At 58.7% G+C, this 18,893-nt stretch carries 22 protein-coding genes; 20 read left to right on the top strand and 2 right to left on the bottom strand.

The genetic code is table 11. The features are described from left to right. Window positions 1-10 precede the first annotated feature (10 nt). From DIT72_RS15085 to DIT72_RS15135, 11 genes are all read left to right on the top strand, one after another. The gene (locus DIT72_RS15085; protein WP_135956075.1) at window positions 11-742 is read left to right on the top strand and encodes an RNA polymerase sigma factor FliA; all 732 of its coding nucleotides are present in this window, start codon (window positions 11-13) and stop codon (window positions 740-742) included. A gap of 180 nt (window positions 743-922) precedes the next feature. Continuing rightward, the gene (gene cheY, locus DIT72_RS15090) at window positions 923-1,306 is read left to right on the top strand and encodes a chemotaxis response regulator CheY (RefSeq protein WP_135956076.1); all 384 of its coding nucleotides are present in this window, start codon (window positions 923-925) and stop codon (window positions 1,304-1,306) included. A gap of 21 nt (window positions 1,307-1,327) precedes the next feature. Then, window positions 1,328-2,116 (top strand): protein phosphatase CheZ, encoded by a 789-nt coding sequence (locus DIT72_RS15095; RefSeq protein WP_135956077.1) that lies wholly within the window; start codon window positions 1,328-1,330, stop codon window positions 2,114-2,116. Window positions 2,117-2,133: 17 nt separating this feature from the next. Then, window positions 2,134-4,263, top strand: a complete 2,130-nt coding sequence (locus DIT72_RS15100; RefSeq protein ID WP_135956078.1) for a chemotaxis protein CheA — start codon at window positions 2,134-2,136, stop codon at window positions 4,261-4,263. A 49-nt stretch (window positions 4,264-4,312) separates the two neighbouring features. After that, on the top strand, window positions 4,313-5,455 hold the full coding sequence (locus DIT72_RS15105) for a protein-glutamate methylesterase/protein-glutamine glutaminase (RefSeq protein WP_135956079.1): 1,143 nt from the start codon (window positions 4,313-4,315) through the stop codon (window positions 5,453-5,455). Then, window positions 5,455-6,192 (top strand): flagellar motor protein, encoded by a 738-nt coding sequence (locus DIT72_RS15110; protein ID WP_135956080.1) that lies wholly within the window; start codon window positions 5,455-5,457, stop codon window positions 6,190-6,192. The genes DIT72_RS15105 and DIT72_RS15110 overlap by 1 nt, the downstream gene beginning before the upstream one ends. Then, entirely contained in the window at window positions 6,189-6,971 is a 783-nt protein-coding gene (motD, locus tag DIT72_RS15115) for a flagellar motor protein MotD (RefSeq protein ID WP_135956081.1), read from the top strand. The genes DIT72_RS15110 and motD overlap by 4 nt, the downstream gene beginning before the upstream one ends. Window positions 6,972-7,168: 197 nt before the next feature. Further along, window positions 7,169-7,966: a ParA family protein gene (locus DIT72_RS15120; protein ID WP_135956082.1), complete on the top strand. Its 798-nt coding sequence runs from the start codon at window positions 7,169-7,171 to the stop codon at window positions 7,964-7,966. Then, window positions 7,959-8,744, top strand: coding sequence for a chemotaxis protein CheW (locus DIT72_RS15125; protein ID WP_135956083.1), 786 nt, complete (start codon window positions 7,959-7,961; stop codon window positions 8,742-8,744). The genes DIT72_RS15120 and DIT72_RS15125 overlap by 8 nt, the downstream gene beginning before the upstream one ends. Window positions 8,745-8,884: 140 nt before the next feature. Then, window positions 8,885-9,373 (top strand): chemotaxis protein CheW, encoded by a 489-nt coding sequence (locus tag DIT72_RS15130; protein ID WP_135956084.1) that lies wholly within the window; start codon window positions 8,885-8,887, stop codon window positions 9,371-9,373. Between the two features lie 70 nt (window positions 9,374-9,443). Continuing rightward, window positions 9,444-9,836 carry a DUF2802 domain-containing protein gene (locus DIT72_RS15135; RefSeq protein ID WP_135956085.1) on the top strand — a complete coding sequence of 131 codons (393 nt, stop codon included), beginning with the start codon at window positions 9,444-9,446 and terminating at the stop codon, window positions 9,834-9,836. 34 nt (window positions 9,837-9,870) lie between these two features. Here DIT72_RS15135 and DIT72_RS15140 read toward each other — a convergent pair whose 3' ends face one another. Both DIT72_RS15140 and fliK read right to left on the bottom strand, forming a co-directional pair. Then, the gene (locus tag DIT72_RS15140) at window positions 9,871-10,158 is read right to left on the bottom strand and encodes an EscU/YscU/HrcU family type III secretion system export apparatus switch protein (protein ID WP_135956086.1); all 288 of its coding nucleotides are present in this window, start codon (window positions 10,156-10,158) and stop codon (window positions 9,871-9,873) included. Then, entirely contained in the window at window positions 10,155-11,507 is a 1,353-nt protein-coding gene (gene fliK / locus DIT72_RS15145) for a flagellar hook-length control protein FliK (RefSeq protein ID WP_135956087.1), read from the bottom strand. The genes DIT72_RS15140 and fliK overlap by 4 nt, the downstream gene beginning before the upstream one ends. Before the next feature lie 129 nt (window positions 11,508-11,636). Here fliK and ccmA point away from each other — a divergent pair, with 129 nt between their 5' ends. The 9 genes from ccmA (at window position 11,637) to ccmI (ending at window position 18,893) form a co-directional block, all read left to right on the top strand. After that, the gene (ccmA, locus tag DIT72_RS15150) at window positions 11,637-12,275 is read left to right on the top strand and encodes a cytochrome c biogenesis heme-transporting ATPase CcmA (RefSeq protein ID WP_135956088.1); all 639 of its coding nucleotides are present in this window, start codon (window positions 11,637-11,639) and stop codon (window positions 12,273-12,275) included. After that, window positions 12,265-12,990: a heme exporter protein CcmB gene (gene ccmB / locus DIT72_RS15155; protein WP_135956089.1), complete on the top strand. Its 726-nt coding sequence runs from the start codon at window positions 12,265-12,267 to the stop codon at window positions 12,988-12,990. Before ccmA ends, ccmB begins: the two co-directional genes overlap by 11 nt. Window positions 12,991-13,012: 22 nt before the next feature. After that, window positions 13,013-13,759: a heme ABC transporter permease CcmC gene (ccmC, locus tag DIT72_RS15160; RefSeq protein ID WP_323053156.1), complete on the top strand. Its 747-nt coding sequence runs from the start codon at window positions 13,013-13,015 to the stop codon at window positions 13,757-13,759. 4 nt (window positions 13,760-13,763) lie between these two features. Beyond that, window positions 13,764-13,988: a heme exporter protein CcmD gene (gene ccmD, locus DIT72_RS15165; RefSeq protein ID WP_135956091.1), complete on the top strand. Its 225-nt coding sequence runs from the start codon at window positions 13,764-13,766 to the stop codon at window positions 13,986-13,988. Window positions 13,989-14,002: 14 nt separating this feature from the next. Continuing rightward, on the top strand, window positions 14,003-14,479 hold the full coding sequence (gene ccmE, locus DIT72_RS15170) for a cytochrome c maturation protein CcmE (RefSeq protein WP_135956092.1): 477 nt from the start codon (window positions 14,003-14,005) through the stop codon (window positions 14,477-14,479). Window positions 14,480-14,518: 39 nt separating this feature from the next. Next, a complete protein-coding gene (locus DIT72_RS15175; RefSeq protein WP_135956093.1) occupies window positions 14,519-16,531 on the top strand; it encodes a heme lyase CcmF/NrfE family subunit in 2,013 nt (670 codons plus the stop codon). After that, entirely contained in the window at window positions 16,528-17,064 is a 537-nt protein-coding gene (locus DIT72_RS15180) for a DsbE family thiol:disulfide interchange protein (protein WP_135956094.1), read from the top strand. The genes DIT72_RS15175 and DIT72_RS15180 overlap by 4 nt, the downstream gene beginning before the upstream one ends. Continuing rightward, on the top strand, window positions 17,064-17,546 hold the full coding sequence (locus tag DIT72_RS15185; protein WP_135956095.1) for a cytochrome c-type biogenesis protein: 483 nt from the start codon (window positions 17,064-17,066) through the stop codon (window positions 17,544-17,546). Before DIT72_RS15180 ends, DIT72_RS15185 begins: the two co-directional genes overlap by 1 nt. Window positions 17,547-17,615: 69 nt before the next feature. Further along, on the top strand, window positions 17,616-18,893 hold the full coding sequence (gene ccmI / locus DIT72_RS15190) for a c-type cytochrome biogenesis protein CcmI (protein WP_135956096.1): 1,278 nt from the start codon (window positions 17,616-17,618) through the stop codon (window positions 18,891-18,893).

The raw sequence follows: 18,893 nt of genomic DNA on the forward strand, positions 1-18,893 counted from the left end.
AGCCGGATGCATGACATTGGCGAAAGAACTTGGAATTTACCACCAGACTGGCACCCAGGGGCCCTCACAACTCGTTGAGGAGCAGGCTCCGCTGGTCAAGAAAATAGCGCTCCACCTGATGGCCCGGTTGCCCGCGTCTGTTCAGCTGGACGACCTTATGCAGGCCGGTATGATCGGCCTGCTGGAAGCGGCCCAGCGATACAGCTCCACCAGGGGGGCCACCTTTGAAACCTACGCCGGTATCCGCATCCGTGGTGCCATGGTGGATGAGATCCGCAAGGGGGACTGGGTGCCCCGTTCCGTTCATAGAAACTCCCGCCGCATTGCCAAAGCCATCAAGGCCGTTGAGGACCGTCTGGGTCGTGAAGCCCTGGACTGGGAGGTGGCCGAAGAGCTTGGTCTGTCCCTCGATGAATACCATTCTTCCCTGAGCGATGCCAACAGTGGCCGACTTTTTAGCCTCGATGAGCTCAATGAATCCGGAGAGCTGCCGATAGAAGAAGCAGAGACCAGTGATAATCCACTGGAGGGCCTGGCTTCGGACAGCTTCCGGAAGAACCTGGCAACAGCCATTGGCGATCTGCCGGAACGTGAAAAACTGGTACTCAGCCTGTATTACCAGGAAGAGCTGAACCTGAAGGAGATTGGCGCAGTGCTGGGTGTCAGCGAAAGCCGGGTGAGCCAGATCCACAGTCAGGCGGCGCTGCGCCTGCGGGGTCGGCTGTCCGACTGGCAGCAATAGGCTCTCATTGCACCACAGTGTCAGTGCAGCGTTGCAAAGCATTCTTTACTGTAGCCTTTTGGTAACCGGCGCTTTACAACCGTGCCAAAGGCAAGACAATAGGCGGTTAATCTGCCGGCCTGCTCGATTGAGAGCCGGAAGCCAAAAACGAATTCCGGGCGTTTTAAACTGGAGGTCCCATTGGACAAGAACATGAAAATCCTGATCGTGGATGACTTCTCCACAATGCGACGGATCATCAAGAACCTGCTTCGTGATCTCGGTTTTACCAATACCGATGAAGCGGATGACGGCAATACCGCTCTGCCCATGCTGCGCAGCGGTAAATACGATTTTCTGGTCACGGACTGGAACATGCCGGGCATGTCGGGCCTGGACCTTCTCAAGGAAGTCAGGGCCGATGACAACCTCAAGACCCTGCCTGTGCTCATGGTAACTGCGGAAGCGAAACGGGATCAGATCGTTGCGGCGGCGCAAGCCGGAGTCAACGGTTACGTGGTCAAGCCGTTTACCGCGGCAGTCCTCAAGGAGAAGATTGAGAAAATCTTCGAGCGAATCCAGTAACCAGAGGTTGGACGAGCTCCCATGAGCGAAAGTGACAAGAAGCAGCAGGGTCTCGACCCGGAGATTACAGAAAAACTCCGCAGCCAGGCCGCCGAGCTGGTAGAGCAGGTAAACGCCGGAGAGTATGGCCGGGCCATGACCCTGATCAATGAACTCAGCGAGGTAAGGGATCAGAGTCTGTACCGGGAGGTAGGCAGGTTGACCCGCAGCCTCCACGAGGCAATCCGCAACTTCCAGATTGATCCGCGTAACGCCGAACAGTCCGAGGCGCTGTCAAAAATGACCGACGCATCGGACCGCCTTGAATACGTTGTCCAGATGACTGGAAAAGCTGCCAACCGCACCATGGATCTGGTGGAAGAGGCCATGCCCAGGGCCAGTGCCATTCGTGACGAAGCAGCGGAGCTGAGAGATGAATGGCAGCGACTGCGCCGCCGCGAGATGGCTCCGGCGGAATTCCGGGAACTGTACGCGCGGATAGATAGCTTCTTTGTCAGTCTCAATTCCGATGCTGGCGCCATGTACGAGAACCTGTCGGAAATACTGTTGGCGCAGGATTTTCAGGACCTCACCGGCCAGGTTATCCAGAAGGTCACCACCCTGGTCAAGGAGGTGGAAGAACACCTGCTGAGCCTGGTGGTGATGGCCAGCCACGTGGACCAGATGACCGGCACCATACACGAGCTGGACGAGAAGGAAAAAGTTGCCGCGGAGCAGGGTGTGGGTCCGCAAATAAAGGCGGAAGAACGCGAAGATGTTGTATCGGGCCAGGACGATGTCGATGACCTTCTGTCCAGTCTCGGTTTCTGAAGTAAAGAGGGTAACCCATGGCGTTTGATGCCGATGAAGAGATCCTGCAGGACTTCCTTGTGGAGGCGGGCGAGATACTCGAAAAGCTGTCAGAGCAACTTGTCGACCTTGAGCAACATCCGGATGACAGTGATCTGCTCAATGCCATTTTTCGTGGCTTTCACACTGTAAAGGGCGGTGCAGGCTTTCTTCAGCTGGACGCTCTGGTCAGTTGCTGCCATTCCGCAGAGAACGTGTTCGATATCCTTCGCAACCACAAGCGTAAGGTGGACCCGGAACTGATGGATGTGGTGCTGGAAGTACTGGACCACGTCAACGCCATGTTCGAGCAGGTTCGTCGTCACGAGGAACTGACGCCTGCACCCGATGAACTGATTGTCGCCCTGGATGCACTGGCGAAACCAGCGGCTGCAGCCCCGGCCGCGAGCCTGGTGGTTGAGCAGGCGGAGTCGCCGGATGAATCCGGCTCAAACGTCGACGGCGGCGACATTACCGACGATGAATTCGAGCAGCTTCTGGATGCCCTGCAGGATGAGAAAGCCGCAACCCCGGCCGGAGCCGTGGGCGACAGTCCGGCTGTCGGCAGCGAAAGCAGCGCCGGCGACGAGGAAATCTCCGATGACGAGTTTGAAGCGCTGCTGGATCAGCTGCACGGCAAGGGCCGGTTCGCCGGCCCGCCAGAGACGGGCGATACTGAATATCAAAAGCCGGAAGCTGTTGAAGATGCCGGCAAAAGCGGCACTGACGACCTGATTTCGGACGATGAATTTGAAAAGCTGCTGGACGACCTGCACGGCAAGGGAGGCAGCCCCACGGCGGATACTGCAAAGGCCTCGCCAGCTGCTGCCGCCGGGAAAGCGGAAGCGAAGCCTGAGGACAGCATGGCTGAAAAGTCTGCCGAACCGGACAGTCGCGAGAAGGCCCCTGCAGAAACAAGGAGTGGCGCTGCGCCTGCGATGCCGTCCAGGGACGCCAGTGCGCCGGTGGCAGAGACCTCGGTGCGTGTTGATACCAAGCGGCTCGATGACATCATGAACATGGTGGGTGAACTGGTACTGGTTCGTAACCGGTTGCAGCGCCTGGGCGCGCAGAGCGAAGACGAGCATATGCACAAGGCTGTCTCCAACCTGGATGTGGTCACCACCGACCTTCAGTCCGCGGTGATGGCAACGCGGATGCAGCCTATCAAGAAGGTGTTCGGCCGTTTCCCGCGGGTGGTTCGTGACCTGGCGCGGAGTCTCAGGAAAGAGATCAATCTCGAGATGCACGGCGAAGATACGGATCTGGACAAGAACCTCGTGGAGGCGTTGTCCGACCCTCTGGTGCACCTGGTCCGCAACTCGGTTGACCATGGAATTGAGGCGCCGGATGTCCGTGAAAAGGCGGGCAAGCCGCGCCAGGGTCAGGTGACCCTTTCCGCGGAGCAGGAGGGCGACCATATCCTGTTGTTTATCGAAGATGATGGCGCCGGTATGGACCCCGAGGTGTTGCGGCGCAAAGCAGTCGAAAAGGGCATTTACGAACAGGATGCTGCCGACCGGCTCACCGACGCCGAATGCTACAACCTGATTTTCGCCGCTGGCTTCTCCACCAAGGAGCAGATTTCCGACGTGTCCGGGCGGGGTGTGGGCATGGATGTGGTCAAGACCAAGATCGGCCAGCTGAACGGTCAGTTGCATGTAGAGTCCGAGCTGGGCAAAGGCTCCCGAATCGTTATCAAGGTACCGCTGACCCTGGCCATCATGCCCACCCTGATGATCATGCTCGGGGATCAGTCCTTCGCCTTGCCGCTGGTCAACGTAGTGGAAATTTTCCACCTGGATCTGAGCAAAAAGAATGTTGTTGATGGCCGTGAATGCATTGTGGTTCGTGACAAGGTTTTCCCGCTGTTTCATATCAAGCGGTGGCTGGTGAAGGGTGCCGCAGGAGAGCCGGAGCCAGAGAATGCCCATGTGGTGATTGTCGCCATGGGTACCCGTCGTGTCGGCTTTGTGGTGGACCAGCTGATCGGTCAGGAAGAGGTGGTGATCAAGCCTCTTGGTCGGGCCCTGCAGGGGACACCGGGAATGGCGGGTGCAACCATCACCGGTGACGGCCGTATTGCCCTCATAATTGACGTTCCAAGCCTGCTGCAGAACTACGGCTGACACGTTTTCAGTCGCAGCTCGGCAGCAGGCCCGGGTTTAGGAGAAATGGATGACGGTTTCTGTCCTGGTCGTTGATGATTCAGGTTTCTTCCGCAAACGACTGACGGAAATCCTGACCGCTTCCGGTCAGATCAGGGTGGTGGGCGCAGCCACCAATGGCCGCGAGGGCGTCGAGCTGGCCGCAAAGCTGCGGCCCGACGTCATCACCATGGATTATGAAATGCCGGTGATGGACGGTATCAGTGCTGTCCGGGAAATCATGAAACGGCATCCGGTCCCGGTACTGATGTTTTCTTCCCTGACCTACGAGGGTGCCCGCGTGACCCTGGATGCTCTCGAGGCTGGCGCAGTTGATTTCCTGCCCAAGAATTTCGAGGAAATTGCCAGGGACTCCAGCCAGCTCCAGAAGATTCTGATCGATCGCATTCTGGATGTGGCACGTAGCCGGCCAGGCGCAAAATCTGTTCCTGGGCCAGCTCCGACTCCGGCGGCCACTGTATCCTCTGAAAAACGTGCTGTCCCCCCCGCCAGTCCCCGCACCGAGCGCGGGCGCGAAACTCCGCGGCCGGCACCAGAGTCACAAGCACCCGCCAGGCACGCCTCCCGTCGCGGAGCGGCGAAGCACTACAGTGTAGTTGCTATCGGTACCTCCACCGGTGGCCCGGTGGCGTTGCAGCGGGTACTGACAGCACTGCCAGCGCGCTTTCCGGCCCCGGTGGTGCTGGTTCAGCACATGCCGGCCAGTTTCACCCCGGCGTTCGCTGAACGACTGAACAGGCTTTGCCAGATTGAAGTGCGCCAGGCGGCCGACGGCGATGTGCTGAAACCGGGGCTGGCTCTGCTCGCGCCCGGAGGCAGGCAGATGATGATAGAGAACCGGGGTGGTCAGGGGCGGGTGCGTATTCTTCCCGGTGATGATCGCCTCAACTACAAACCTTGTGTAGACGTTACCTTTGGCTCGCTGGCGCGCAGTTTTCCGGGCAAAACGCTTGGGGTGATCCTGACCGGCATGGGAGCCGATGGCAGGGAGGGCTGCCGGCTGATGAAACAGAGCGGCTCCGATATCTGGTCCCAGGATGAAAAGACATCGGTGATCTACGGTATGCCAATGGCGGTGGCCAGAGCCGGCCTTACGGATGAGATCCTGGCCCTTGACGACATTGGCCCACGCCTGGCTGGCGGAGTGAGCTGATGGATATTCTCAGCCTTCTGGGGGTTATTCTTGCGTTCGTTGCCATTCTTGGCGGAAACCTGCTGGAAGGCGGCGCGATCAGTTCCCTGTTCAACGCACCGGCTGCGCTGATCGTTATTGGCGGTACCCTCGCAGCGACCATTCTCCAGACATCCTGGCCGCTGCTCAAAAGGGCATTTTCCCAGGCGCGCTGGGTATTCTTTCCCCCGTATATCAGCCTGGAAGATGGTATTGGCAAGGTTATCGACTGGAGCGTGAAAGCCCGCAAACAGGGATTGTTGGGTCTGGAAGGGCTGGCGGAGAAGGAATCCGAGCGCTTTGCCCGTAAGGGCCTGCAACTGCTGGTCGATGGTGCTGAAACCGAAACCATTCGTGGCATCATGGAAGTGGACCTGGAATCCCGTGAGCAGCGGGACCTGGAATCCGCGCGGGTATTCGAGGCCATGGGGGGCTATTCACCGACCATCGGCATCATTGGCGCGGTCATGGGACTGATCCAGGTGATGACCAACCTTGAGGACCCGCAGTCTCTGGGTAGCGGCATTGCCACGGCATTTGTTGCTACCATTTACGGCGTGGCGCTGGCAAACCTTCTGTTTTTCCCGGTTGCCAACAAGTTGCGGGGCATCCTGCGGGAGCGTACCCGTTATGAAGACATGATGATCGACGGCATCATTGCCATCGCTGAAGGCGAGAACCCCAAGTCCATCGAGCTGCGCCTGCGGGGCTTTCTGTGAGACGTCGCAGGCGCCAGGACGATGACCTTCACAATAAAGAACGCTGGCTGATTTCCTACGCCGACTTCATCACCCTGCTGTTCGCCTTCTTCGTGGTGATGTATTCGGTGTCGTCGGTGAACGAGGGCAAGTACAAGGTACTGTCGGAAACACTGACGGGGGTTTTCAACGCGCCCCAGCGCTCCTTCCAGCCGATTGAAGTGGGTGATCAGCCCCGCCGTTCAACGCCCCGGGCCGCGGAAGACGTGATCGAACCCCCGGTAACCGAAGCACCACAGAATCCGTCCATGAGCGCGGCGGGGCGAACCGAAGCGCTTCGTGCCATGGCTGACCAGCTGGCGCTGGAGTTCGATGAGTTGATAAACCAGGGTGTGGTGACGCTGGAAACCAGTGATGAGTGGCTGGAGCTCAGTTTGCGCAACAGCCTGCTGTTTGGCAGCGGGGATGCAGAACCCCATTACGACGCTTTTGAGGTGGTGGAAAAAATCGCCGGTGTACTTCGCGATCGCGATAATGCCATCCGCATGGAAGGTTTTACTGACAATCAGCCAATACGAACCAGTGCGTTTCCCTCGAACTGGGAGCTCTCGGCAGCCAGGGCGGCTGCGGTCGTGCGGATGCTGTCGATGGAGGGGGTTGAGCCCGAGCGGCTGGCGGCTGTGGGCTACGGTGAACATCAGCCTGTTGCCCGCAATGACACCGAAGAGGGGCGACGTCGCAATCGCCGCGTGGTTCTGCTGGTTTCCCGGGACGCCAGTATCCGCGGCGCCATGCGATAAGCGGTTTGCGGTCAGCAGCCTGGCGGGCGACGTCCGAAGCCCGCTACAGGCAAACTGGCACAATATCTGTATTGATTGCCGGACATCTTTAATGGCGGCAATCCGTTGCCGAATTGTCTTCAAGTTGAGCGGATGATGGCCGATACCTTTATAGGGTTTCCGGCGTTTCCGGAGCTGATTTTTCTGGAGAATGCAGCGTGAGAATCTGGGCAGTAGCCAATCAGAAAGGCGGTGTGGGGAAAACCACATCGGTTGTGGCGTTGGGCGGTCTGCTGGCAGAAAGCGGCAAACGCGTGCTGGTGGTGGATCTGGATCCCCATGGCTCACTGACAAGCTGGTTCGGGTATGACCCGGACACCATCGCCCACAGCGTGTTCGATCTGTTCCAGCATCAGGGCAAGGTGCCGGACGGCCTGCCTGCGCAACTGATTACCGAAACCGGTTGCCCGGGGCTGTCCCTGCTGCCAGCCAGTACCGCACTGGCTACCCTGGAGCGGCGCATGGTCGGTGTTGAGGGAATGGGGCTGATTGTCTCGCGTTCGCTGGCGCAGTTATGGGACGATTTCGACTATGTGCTGCTGGATAATACGCCATCTCTGGGTGTGCTGATGGTGAATGCGCTTGCCGCCGCGCAGCACCTGATTATTCCTGTGCAGACCGAGTTTCTCGCTATCAAGGGCCTGGAGCGAATGCTGCATACGCTCACCATGATCATGCGCTCCCAGAAGAACCGGCTTTCCTACACCATTGTGCCGACCCTGTTTGACCGTCGCACCCAGGCCTCGGTAAAAAGTCTGAACCAGTTGCGTAAAACCCATACCGATTCACTCTGGCGATTTGCTGTTCCGGTGGACACCAAGTTTCGCGATGCCAGTCAGGCCGGTGTTACGCCCTCGTCACTGGACGCGCAAACCCATGGTGTAAGGGCGTATAGCCATTTGCTGAAGGATTTGCAGGAAATGACCGGCCCGTTAGCGGAGCGTCGGCATGCCTGACAAGAAATTGACGCAGGTGGCAGACCCCACCTCCGCCATTGCCAGCTATCTGGATGAGTTACTGCATACGGCAACGGATACCGCCAGGCAGGAAGCGCCGGAGTCACGGCCAGAACGGGTTGCTCGCGAGCGTGCCCGCATTGCTCCCCGGCCCGCGCTGGCGGTGGTCAGGTCAATCCCGGAAACCAGGGTTGAAACCCCGGTGTCTGTTGCGCCGGTGGTGGAAAAGACTCCCGAGATTGCAGAGCCAGCGGCGGAGACAGGCACGGCCGCCGACATTCCGTCACCACCGGCTTCGGAGCCACCGGGCAGGCCAGAATGGTCCGACACGCCTTTCGAGTGTCTTATTTTTACTGTGGCAGGCCTGCAACTGGCGGTACCCCTGATCCTGCTGGGAGCCATTCACCGCATTGACGAGCCGGTAAAGCCGATTCCCGGAAGCCCGCGCTGGTATATGGGCATGCGACCGGAGCGGGACCACAACCTTCGTGTTGTGGATACCGCTGAATGGATAATGGCAGGCAGGGCACCGGCCAATGCCAGGGACAACTATCGTTTTGTAATCCGCCTCGACAGCAGTGAATGGGGCCTGGCCTGTGACGACGTGGCCCAGTCTTTTACCCTGAAACCGGACGAGGTGCGCTGGCGGACGGCCCGCAGCAAGCGTCCCTGGCTGGCGGGCACGGTCATTGATCACATGTGCGCACTGGTTGACGTCAGGACCATGGCGGAATTGCTGGTCCGGGCCGAGCGCGAGCACCATCTGGATCTGAGCTAGCTCAGCAATAACATCGGTTACTGAATGAAACCATGCCGTGCTGGCACGGTTTGTGCCCTTGATTATAGTATTGGGCGCTGATGATGAAATTTTGACGATCAGGCTGCCCGCACGGGGCGGCCCACAGGAGACACAAGGCTATGGCATCCCCGAGCGGACAGCAAAATCAGGCCCAGGACGATCAGGTACTGCAGTACGTCACCTTCAGGCTGGATGACGAAACCTATGGCATTGATGTCATGCAGATCCAGGAAGTGTTGCGGTACACCGAAATCGCACCGGTTCCAGGTGCCCCGGATTATGTTCTGGGCATCATCAATCTGCGGGGCAACGTGGTCACCGTTATCGATACACGCCGTCGCTTCGGGCTGGCGGATGCGGAAGTAACGGACGCAACGCGTATTGTGGTAATGGAGTCCTCCAACCAGGTGATGGGAGTTCTGGTGGACTCGGTGGCCGAGGTGGTGTACCTGAAATCCAGTGAAATAGAGACCGCACCCAATGTGGGGAATGAGGAAAGCGCCAAGTTCATCCAGGGTGTATGTAACAGGAATGGCGAACTGATCATACTGGTCGAGTTCGACAAGATGCTGTCAGAGCACGAATGGGCTGAAGTCTCCGCACTGTAACGCCGGCGGTCGCCGGATGGAGTGCAGTCAGGATGGACGCCCGGGGAACCATTAACCGAGGACGTCCGTCATGTTTGCAGATATAGCTTCCAGCGCCCCCTGGCTTCTCACCACCGTTGCACTGGGGCTGCTTTTTGTCCAGGGCATGTTGTTGCGGCGCGAAAACCGCAAGCTTCGGGAACAGATCAAAGAGCGCTGCGAAATTCTGGGCCGCGAGCTTCATGCAACCGCCAGCGGCAGTATGGGAGTCGGGCAGCGGGTGGTAGCCTGTGAACGCCAGCTTCACGAGATGCGGGGCATGCTGGATGAGATGCGCCAGAATGACCCGCTGAGGATATCCTATGATGAAGCCTCAAGACTTGTTGATCTCGGGGCTGATATCGACGACCTCATGAACACCTGCGGAATTTCCCGTCCCGAAGCCGAACTGGTGTCAGCACTCAGAAAACGCCAGGCGGCCTGACAGGGGGGGGACACAAACGTTTATGCAGTCAGGCCTACGGTTTCCGGTCCTCGGGCGTCAGTCCGCGAATGTGGAAGGCAAACGCAAGAACTTCGGCAATCACCCGGTAGAGTGACTCGGGGATTTCCTCATTGAGCGAAAGCCGGGCGAGAATGCTTGCCAGCTCTGCATTTTCGTACAACGGAACGTCATGCTCCCGGGCAATGCGGATAATTTCCTCGGCCAGCTCGTGGGTGCCGGTTGCCGTAATCGTAGGCGCTTTTTCACCGTCGTAATTGAGCGCGACGGCGGCTCTGCTTTGGTGCTCTGTCTGTGATGTCATGCCCGGGTATCCACCAGTCTGTGTTCGAGTCGGGTGACGCTGCTCTGGGGGGTGCCGCGGCGGCATTCCAGCTCTGTCACCTCCAGGCCGAGATCTGCCAGACACTGTCGCAGTACGGGCAGTTCCTGATTAACCCGGCGCAGGGTCGTCTGTTTTTCCGCCCAGACCCGGGCGCTGACCGCCTGCTGCCGCAGGGCAATATCGAAGTGCAGCGGGCCGGCTTCATCCAGATCCATCGCCAATGACAGGCGCCACTCGGTTGTTGCACGCGTCGGGGATTCTCCCTCCGATGCCCTGTCTTCCAGATACTGATCCATCCGCAGTTGCGCCAGCCTGGGTTCATTCTGTGGCGTCAGCCATGGCAGGTCCAGCAGCATAGTGGAGGTCGGCGCGGTTGCATCGCCGCCGCCCCTGGCCGTCAATACCTGGCTGTGCAGCTGGTTGACCGTGATACGGTTAAGCATTCCCGCCAGCAGGCGAAGCATCTGCCCGACACTGGATGGCTCGCCGTCATTCCGCGCCTGGGGCGTTGCCAAGGGTTGCGGGAACTGCAGCGGCGCCTGCATCAGTTCTGGCGTTGAGGTGGGCGTCAACCGGTTGAACTGTTCCGGTGTGCTGCCCTGCTGTGCCAGCAAGGCCGTGATGATCCGGCCCAGGGCCAATTTGAGATCGGGCAGCTCACTGGCGGGCGCCCGGGCCAGGCGCGATTCGGCAAACAGTCCGCTTTCAGCAAGCCATTGGCGGACCTGTTGTGGCGCGGTACCCTCAGTGCCCGCGCCCGGTGCCAGCATGTTGCCCGAGGGAAGCCTTGCCACTATCTGTTCAATGGCCTTCCGGGCCGGCTCCGGGAGCGGCTGGGCCAGCCTGGATGAGGGTAACTGGCCGGGAAGAGGGTCCTGCTTGAGGCCTTGAGTAAGAGCAGCGACAAGTTTCGTCAGGCCGGCATCAATGGACTGTTGCCACGGCAGGCGCTGGGCCAGGGCACGGGCAATGCCGGCTTCCGGTGCCTGGGCAAGCTTGCCCATCAGTTGCAGTTCATTGCCCGCCCGCATCACCTTGACCCAGTCACCGGTCGCCAGGGATGTTTCCCCGATGGCTGCCTGAACCGTCAGCGCTTGTCCGCGTATTTCCAGCAACAACTGCGCCCCACCGGACGACTGGCGGTTGATCACTTCGGCCACCCGTGCCAGTGTGACTTCCCGGTTGGCAAGCTTGAGCTGATCGAGCTGCACCCGAGCGGATGCTACATCCGGCGTTACCGACGGTTGCGCTGCTGAAGCCCGGCCGGCATGCTGGGCGGGCGTTCCGGATTCTGGTGGTGGTACAGGGTTATTGTTTGGTAATTTCATTGTCACTGATTTGATGTCAGACAAGAGTATTCCCGCGACGCTTTCGGTATAATATCGTGGCTGGCAAGGTCTGCCTTCCCGAACGTCTGAACCCGCCGGGTCAGTAATGTATATAGCCCTGGGGCCCCGATGTCTGAGCCGTTACTACAGGCTGTCAATCTTGAGTGTGAGCGTGATGACCGGGTACTGTTCCGTGATCTCTCGTTTTCCATACTGCCCGGTACTCTGATCCGTGTCGAGGGTCCTAATGGGTCCGGCAAGACCACGCTGTTGCGAATCCTGGCCGGACTGAACGACAGTTACAGCGGTGATCTGCTCTGGCGAGGCAAAAACCGCCATGGTTACCGGGAAGAATTCCTTCGCAACATGCTCTATCTCGGTCACCGTCCGGGCATCAAGCCCCTGCTCACTCCGATGGAAAATCTGCGTGCTCTCATGGACGGCCGCCGGTCATTGCCGGACAGAATTCTGTGGCAGGCGCTGGAAGGCACGGGGCTTGGTGGTTTCCAGACGGTTCCCTGCCGTAATCTCTCCGCCGGCCAGCAGCGGCGGGTTGCTCTGGCCAGGCTGTTAATAGCGGATGAGCCCTTGTGGATACTGGATGAAGTATTCACCGCGATCGATATCCAGGGGGTGGGCGCCCTGGAGCGGCTGCTGGTTGAGCGGGTGGAAAATGGCGGCGCCATCGTAGTAACAACCCACCATGATTTGCAGTTGCCATCCATGCAAAGACTCACCCTTGGCGGAGGTGATGGCTATGACTACTGAGTTCACCGTCGGCTTGCGGGCCCCCGAGGCATCGGTGGGCACCGCAACTGCCATGAAAGCGGTCTTCGTCCGGGACCTGAAAACGGCGTTCCGTCAGCCCCAGGATCTGCTCAACCCGTTACTGTTCTTCGTGATGGTGGTAACCCTTTTTCCCCTGGGAGTTAGCCCGGAAGTGTCATTCCTGCAGCAGGCCGGCAGCGGTATCCTGTGGGTGGCGGCATTGCTGTCGGTGCTTCTGTCACTGGATCATTTGTACCGGCATGATTTTGATGATGGTACGTTGGAGCAATTGGTGCTTCAGCCGCAGCCACTGTTTCTGCTGGTACTGGCCAAATCTCTGGCGCACTGGGTGCTGACCGGCCTGCCTCTGGTTCTGCTGGCGCCAGTTCTCGGGGTGATGGTGCATCTTGAGGGGAACTCTGTTGCGGTTCTGTGTCTAACGCTGCTGATCGGCACGCCCGTGCTCAGCCTGATCGGATCCATTGGGGCAGCGTTGACCCTCGGTTTGCGATCAGCAGGCGTGCTCTTGTCACTGCTGATCATTCCGCTGTACATTCCGGTGCTGATTTTCGGCACCGGAACGGTGATGGCCGCCTCTGAGGGCGCGTCGGTGGAAGGACAGCTGGCGCTGATGGGGGCATTTCTGGTGTTGGCACTGACCTTGGCTCCGTTTGCATCGGCAGCCGCTCTAAGAATCAGCCTGTCCAACAGTTAAAAAGTAAAAAAAGGGTAGCAACCTGATGTGGCAAATTTTTCACAAGCTGGGTTCACCGAAGTGGTTTTTCGGTATCGCATCAAAACTGATGCCCTGGCTGCTATGGGTTGGCCTTTCGCTGCTGGCGGCCGGCATTGTCTGGGGTCTGGGTTTTGCTCCCAAGGACTATCTGCAGGGTAATAGCTACCGCATCATTTTCATCCACGTGCCAGCTGCCCTCCTTGCGCAGTCCGTGTATATGATGATGGCTGTAGCCGGCCTGGTGACTCTGGTGTGGCGCATGAAACTGGCCGATGTGTTTGTCAGGGCTGTCGCGCCAGTTGGGGCGATTCTGACGTTCCTGGCTCTGTTTACCGGTGCGGTCTGGGGCAAGCCTACCTGGGGAACCTGGTGGATATGGGATGCCCGGCTGACGTCGATGCTGATCCTGTTGTTTCTGTATTTCGGCGTGATGGCACTGGGTGCAGCCATATCCGATGAAAAATCGTCGGCGCGAGCGGTAGCCGTTCTGGTGCTGGTGGGTGTAGTAAATATACCTATCATCAAATATTCTGTTGAATGGTGGAATACCCTTCATCAGCCGGCCACCTTCAAGCTGACAGAAAAGCCCAGCATGCCGGCGGAAATGTGGGTGCCGCTGTTGCTTTCGGTGCTGGGGCTCTACCTGATTTTCGGCTGGCTGGCCTGCCTGCGTATGCAGACCGAGATCCTGGTGCGGGAAGGCCGGACGCGTTGGGTAAAAGAACTGGTTCAGGCACGGGGGAACTGATCCCATGGCATTCGATTCTTTCGGTGCGTTTATGATTATGGAAGGGCACGGCCCCTATGTGTGGACCTGTTACTTCGTATTTTTTCTGTTAATGGGTACTGTTTCGCTGTGGTCACTACGCCAGCGTCGTGCCGTTATCGCGCAGCACCGGCGGGCCGAGAGTCCCCGGGTAAGGGAAAAGAGCCCGGCAGGCGCAAGCTTCACCCGAATTGAACCTTCACAAGACTGACTGGTAGATGAACCATGCACCCGATTCGCAAAAAACGGCTCACCATTGTTCTTTTCCTGCTTGCCGGGGTATCGGTGGCGGTAGGCTTGACCACCTACGCGCTGCGGCAGAACATCAACCTGTTTTATGACCCCAGCCAGATTGCTGAGGGGGAGGCGCCGGTGGATGTGCGTATAAGAGCCGGTGGCATGGTGGAAGAAGGCTCTGTGCGAAGGGATCCGGAAAGCCTTAGAGTGGAGTTCAAGGTAACCGATTTTACCTCATCGGTATTGATGGAATACACCGGTATTCTGCCCGATCTCTTCGCCGAGGGGCAGGGTGTTGTTGCCATGGGCCGCCTGGATGGCCAGGGCCGCTTTGTGGCGGACCAGGTGCTGGCAAAGCATGATGAAAATTATATGTCGCCGGAAGTGAACGAGGCGCTGGAGAAAGCGGCCGGTAAACGGGCCGCCATGTCTGGCGCGGAAAGCGAATCTGCCGTCAGCTACTGAACCCGCTGGCCACCTTGTTGAAATCGCAGGAGAATCCTGATGTATCCGGAACTTGGACAGATTGCACTGATACTCGCGCTGTTGTTGGCAGTGTTGCTTTCCGTGGTCCCTCTTGTGGGCTCGGTGACCGGCCGTGACCAATTGCAGGCTTTTGCCAGGCCGCTGTCCGCCGGGCTGTTCGTGTTTGTGGCGCTGGCCTATGGAATACTCACCCACGCCTTCATGACGGACGATTTCTCCGTGGCTTACGTGGCCAACAACAGCAACAGCATGCTGCCCTGGTACTACAAACTCAGCGCCGTCTGGGGAGGCCATGAAGGCTCATTGCTGCTCTGGGTGTTGATGCTTGTTGGCTGGATCCTTGCGGTTGCCGTGTTCAGCCGCCGTTTGCCGGCAGTGATGGTGTCTCAGGTGTTGGCCGTTATCGGTATGGTCACGGTGGGTTTCCTGCTGTTTACGATCATCACCTCGAACCCTTTTGACCGTACCCTCCCCAATGTTCCCGCCGACGGTGCGGACCTGAATCCCCTGTTGCAGGATTTCGGTCTGATTATCCATCCGCCCATGCTGTACATGGGCTATGTGGGCTTCTCCGTGGCCTTTGCCTTCGCCATTGCCGCGCTGATTAACGGCAAGCTGGACGCTGCCTGGGCACGCTGGTCCCGTCCCTGGACAACCGTGGCCTGGTCTTTCCTGACTCTGGGTATCGCCCTGGGGAGCTGGTGGGCCTATTACGAGCTTGGCTGGGGTGGCTGGTGGTTCTGGGATCCGGTCGAAAATGCTTCGCTGTTGCCCTGGTTATCCGGTACCGCATTGATGCACAGTCTTGCTGTTACCGAAAAGCGTGGGGTCTTCAAGAGCTGGACCGTGCTGCTGGCAATTGTCACCTTTGCCCTGAGCCTGCTGGGAACCTTCCTGGTGCGCTCCGGTGTGCTGACCTCTGTGCACGCCTTTGCGTCCGATCCCGATCGCGGTACGTTCCTGCTTGCGCTGCTGGCGATTACCATCGTCTCCAGCCTGACACTCTATGCGTTCCGGGCACCGGTGGTGCATGTGCGCTCTCGTTACGGAAGTTTTTCGCGGGAGATCTTCCTGCTGCTCAACAACGTGTTGCTGGTGGCCGCCACGTTGCTGGTACTTGTTGGAACCCTGTATCCGCTGGTGCTGGATTATCTCGATATGGGCCGGCTTTCTATCGGTGAACCCTTCTTCAACCTGACTTTCAGCCCACTGGGCATAGCCGCTGGCCTGCTCCTTGGTGCAGGGATATTTTCGCGCTGGAAAAAAACCGATGGTGGCTGGTTGGGTCGCAAACTGCTCTGGCCACTGGCTGTGAGTATGGTGATAGCGGCTGCGGTAATAGCAGGGTACGGCAGCTTCAAGCCCTGGGCTTTTGCCGGTATTTTCGCGGCGGTCTGGGTCAGCGTTGCCACCTTCTGGGATATCTGGGACAAGTCCGGATCCAGAAAGGGTCGACTCCACGGTCTCAGGCGCCAGTCGCGAAGCTACTATGGCATGGTGCTCGGACATCTGGGCATGGCCATTGTCATGGCTGGTGCCACAGTGGCATCCAATTACGGTATCGAGCGGGATGTGCGGATGTCCCCGGGCGACACCGCCTCAGTGGGGGACTACCAGGTGACGTTTGCGGAGATCGGCAACCGTCGGGGCAAGAACTTTACCGCGGAATACGGGCGTTTTGAGGTCTCCGACAGCAACGGTCAGGTGGTTTCGACACTTTATCCGGAAAAACGTCAATACATGGTACAGCGCAATACCATGACCGAAGCCGGAATTGATGCCGGCCTGTTCCGGGATGTGTTTGTCGCCATCGGCGAGCGGGTTTCCGATGATGCCTGGGCGATCCGTATGCAATACAAACCGTTGGTGCGCTGGTTGTGGCTGGGTTCACTGTTCATGGCTGCCGGTGGTTTCCTGGCAATTTCTGATCGCCGTTACCGTATTCGTGCCAAGGTCTCTGAAGGTCAGCCGTCAACAGCAGGTCAGAGTGGTGACAACAGCCGCCCTGATCCGGCAGGGGCTGTATCATGAAACGTCTGCTTCTGTTTATTCCCGTCGTTCTGGCCGTGGCGCTTGGTGTGGTTTTGTTTGCCGGTATCGGCAAGGATCCCAACAAGCTGGAATCCGCCCTGATCGGCAAGCCGGTGCCGGAATTCCAGTTGCCGGACCTTCATGACGAAGGGCGTGAGCTGAACCGTGAGCTGTTCAGGGGCCAGGTGTCACTGCTGAATGTCTGGGGCACCTGGTGTCCGGCCTGTCGCGATGAACACGACGATCTGGTCTGGCTGGCGGAAGAGAAGGGTATTCGTATCGTCGGCCTGAACTACAAGGACAACCGTGACGACGCCCTGGTGTGGCTGGACAGGCTGGGGGACCCGTATCAGGTTTCCATTTACGACCCCCGTGGCCGCCTGGGATTTGATCTGGGCGTCTACGGTGCACCGGAAACCTACGTGATTGACGCCGAAGGTATTGTGCGCCACCGCCATGTCGGGGTGGTTAACGAGAAAGTCTGGGAGCAGGATATCGAGCCTTTGGTGAAACGGTACAGGGAGAATATCTGATGACGCGCTCGGTACTGATAGCCTTGCTACTGTTCGCATACGGGCCTTTCCTGACAGCCGAGCCCAGTGATGTATACGATTTTGATACGCGGGCAGAGGAACAGCGGTTTCACGATCTGATCTCGGAGCTTCGCTGCCCGAAATGCCAGAACCAGAATATTGCAGACTCCAATGCCCCCATCTCCAAGGACATGCGTGAAGAGGCATACCAGATGATGTCTTCGGGGGCCTCCAATGACGAAATTGTCGGTGCTCTGGTGGACCGTTTTGGCGAATTCGTGCGTTACAAACCGCAGGTGGAAAGCCGCACGCTTCTTTTATGGGCCACGCCAGTGATCGCAGTGGTGATTGGTTTGCTGGTGGTCGCGGGCATTGTGATCCGCTCTCGCCGTGACAACCAGGGCGACTCCGGGTTATCCGCCGAAGAGCGTGAGCGCGCATCCAGGATCCTTGATGGTGACGGATCCGATCGCACGTCCTGAGAGCCGCCGGCCTGCAGGTCAATCGTACTAACGCTGCCCCATTTCTCTTAACCGGACCATGACCGTTCTATGACACAGACCTTCTGGCTGATATCCGCAGTACTGATCATCCTTGCCCTGGCATTCGTTGTCGCGCCTTTGTTCTTTCACCACTCTGGTCGCCGTGCAGAACTGGATCTGCGCAACCAGAACCTGTTGGCTTACCGAAGCCGGATGGCGGAGCTGGATCGCGAGTTTGAAGCCGGGGCCATGGATGAAGAAAGCTACAGGCAGCTCAAGGAGGAGCTCGCGGGCAGCATGCTGGACGATGTGCCTGACGCCGACCGCGGCGTGCTTGGGTCGCCGGCTCAGGTCAAGGGTGGCAAGAGCACTGTTGCGGTGATACTCCTGAGCCTGGTAGTCGTTCCCGCTGCTGCGGTGTTTCTGTATCAACAATGGGGTGCCCTGGACGATGTGGAGCAGTTTGGTGCCATGCAGGAAATGATGGCGGAGGACGGCGACCGGCTGGGCCAGATGCAGGAACTGACCGCCCAGCTTCGGAAGCGCCTTGAGGAAAATCCGGAGAATACCGACGGTTGGGCGATGCTGGGTCGCACCTATATGCGCCTGGAACAATACAATGATGCAGCCTGGGCCTTTGAGCGGCTTGCCGATAGCATCGAAGATAATGACAACGGCAAGGCGGTGGCCTGGGGATTGTCGGCGCAAGCCCGGTTTTTTCTGAGCCGGGGAGAGCTGACGCCTGAGGTTACCGGAGCCATTGAGAAGGCCAGGGCACTGAATCCGGATGAGGTCAATGCGCTCGGCCTGTTAGGTATTTATGCGTTTGGCCAGGAAAACTACGAAGAGGCAATCGGGTATTGGGAGCGAATTGTTGAGGTGGCACCTGACCACCCGCAGATTGGCTCTATTCAACAGGGAATAGAGCAGGCCTATCAGCGCCTTGGTCGTGAGGCCCCTGCCGCAGAGAGGGAAGTTGCGGCGGGGCCTGGCGTTACGGTGCGTGTAGAGATTGATGAGTCATTCCGTGGTGAAATTCCTGACGACACCACGCTGTTTGTGTTTGCCCGCAGTGCCGAAGGGCAGGGTGGCCCGCCACTGGCGGTAGCACGCCTGACAGCGGGACAGTTGCCCACGGATATACGCCTGGATGACCGTTTCACTATGTCACCTGATAGCAAGCTGTCGGATGCCGAGGAGGTTCGTGTGCAGGCAAGACTCTCAAGGTCGGGAACAGCCCGGCCCCAGGCCGGCGACTGGCAGGGCCAGTTGGACGAACCGGTACCGGTTACCGCTGATGAAGCCGACCCGGTCACTCTGGTTATCGATACGCAACTGGTGCAGTAG

It is taken from the genome of Marinobacter orientalis (assembly GCF_004792665.1).
GTDB classification, from domain to species: domain Bacteria; phylum Pseudomonadota; class Gammaproteobacteria; order Pseudomonadales; family Oleiphilaceae; genus Marinobacter; species Marinobacter orientalis.

What these genes read in the sequence shown, in the direction of transcription:
- DIT72_RS15085 (WP_135956075.1), top strand. Translation starts at nt 11, where the DNA reads ATGACATTGGCGAAAGAACTTGGAATTTACCACCAGACTGGCACCCAG.
- DIT72_RS15175 (WP_135956093.1), top strand. Translation starts at nt 14,519, where the DNA reads ATGTATCCGGAACTTGGACAGATTGCACTGATACTCGCGCTGTTGTTG.
- DIT72_RS15125 (WP_135956083.1), top strand. Translation starts at nt 7,959, where the DNA reads ATGCCTGACAAGAAATTGACGCAGGTGGCAGACCCCACCTCCGCCATT.
- ccmA (WP_135956088.1), top strand. Translation starts at nt 11,637, where the DNA reads ATGTCTGAGCCGTTACTACAGGCTGTCAATCTTGAGTGTGAGCGTGAT.
- DIT72_RS15110 (WP_135956080.1), top strand. Translation starts at nt 5,455, where the DNA reads ATGGATATTCTCAGCCTTCTGGGGGTTATTCTTGCGTTCGTTGCCATT.
- DIT72_RS15140 (WP_135956086.1), bottom strand. Translation starts at nt 10,158, where the DNA reads ATGACATCACAGACAGAGCACCAAAGCAGAGCCGCCGTCGCGCTCAAT.
- ccmI (WP_135956096.1), top strand. Translation starts at nt 17,616, where the DNA reads ATGACACAGACCTTCTGGCTGATATCCGCAGTACTGATCATCCTTGCC.
- fliK (WP_135956087.1), bottom strand. Translation starts at nt 11,507, where the DNA reads ATGAAATTACCAAACAATAACCCTGTACCACCACCAGAATCCGGAACG.
- ccmE (WP_135956092.1), top strand. Translation starts at nt 14,003, where the DNA reads ATGCACCCGATTCGCAAAAAACGGCTCACCATTGTTCTTTTCCTGCTT.
- DIT72_RS15180 (WP_135956094.1), top strand. Translation starts at nt 16,528, where the DNA reads ATGAAACGTCTGCTTCTGTTTATTCCCGTCGTTCTGGCCGTGGCGCTT.
- ccmB (WP_135956089.1), top strand. Translation starts at nt 12,265, where the DNA reads ATGACTACTGAGTTCACCGTCGGCTTGCGGGCCCCCGAGGCATCGGTG.
- DIT72_RS15105 (WP_135956079.1), top strand. Translation starts at nt 4,313, where the DNA reads ATGACGGTTTCTGTCCTGGTCGTTGATGATTCAGGTTTCTTCCGCAAA.
- DIT72_RS15095 (WP_135956077.1), top strand. Translation starts at nt 1,328, where the DNA reads ATGAGCGAAAGTGACAAGAAGCAGCAGGGTCTCGACCCGGAGATTACA.
- DIT72_RS15100 (WP_135956078.1), top strand. Translation starts at nt 2,134, where the DNA reads ATGGCGTTTGATGCCGATGAAGAGATCCTGCAGGACTTCCTTGTGGAG.
- DIT72_RS15130 (WP_135956084.1), top strand. Translation starts at nt 8,885, where the DNA reads ATGGCATCCCCGAGCGGACAGCAAAATCAGGCCCAGGACGATCAGGTA.
- DIT72_RS15135 (WP_135956085.1), top strand. Translation starts at nt 9,444, where the DNA reads ATGTTTGCAGATATAGCTTCCAGCGCCCCCTGGCTTCTCACCACCGTT.
- ccmD (WP_135956091.1), top strand. Translation starts at nt 13,764, where the DNA reads ATGGCATTCGATTCTTTCGGTGCGTTTATGATTATGGAAGGGCACGGC.
- DIT72_RS15185 (WP_135956095.1), top strand. Translation starts at nt 17,064, where the DNA reads ATGACGCGCTCGGTACTGATAGCCTTGCTACTGTTCGCATACGGGCCT.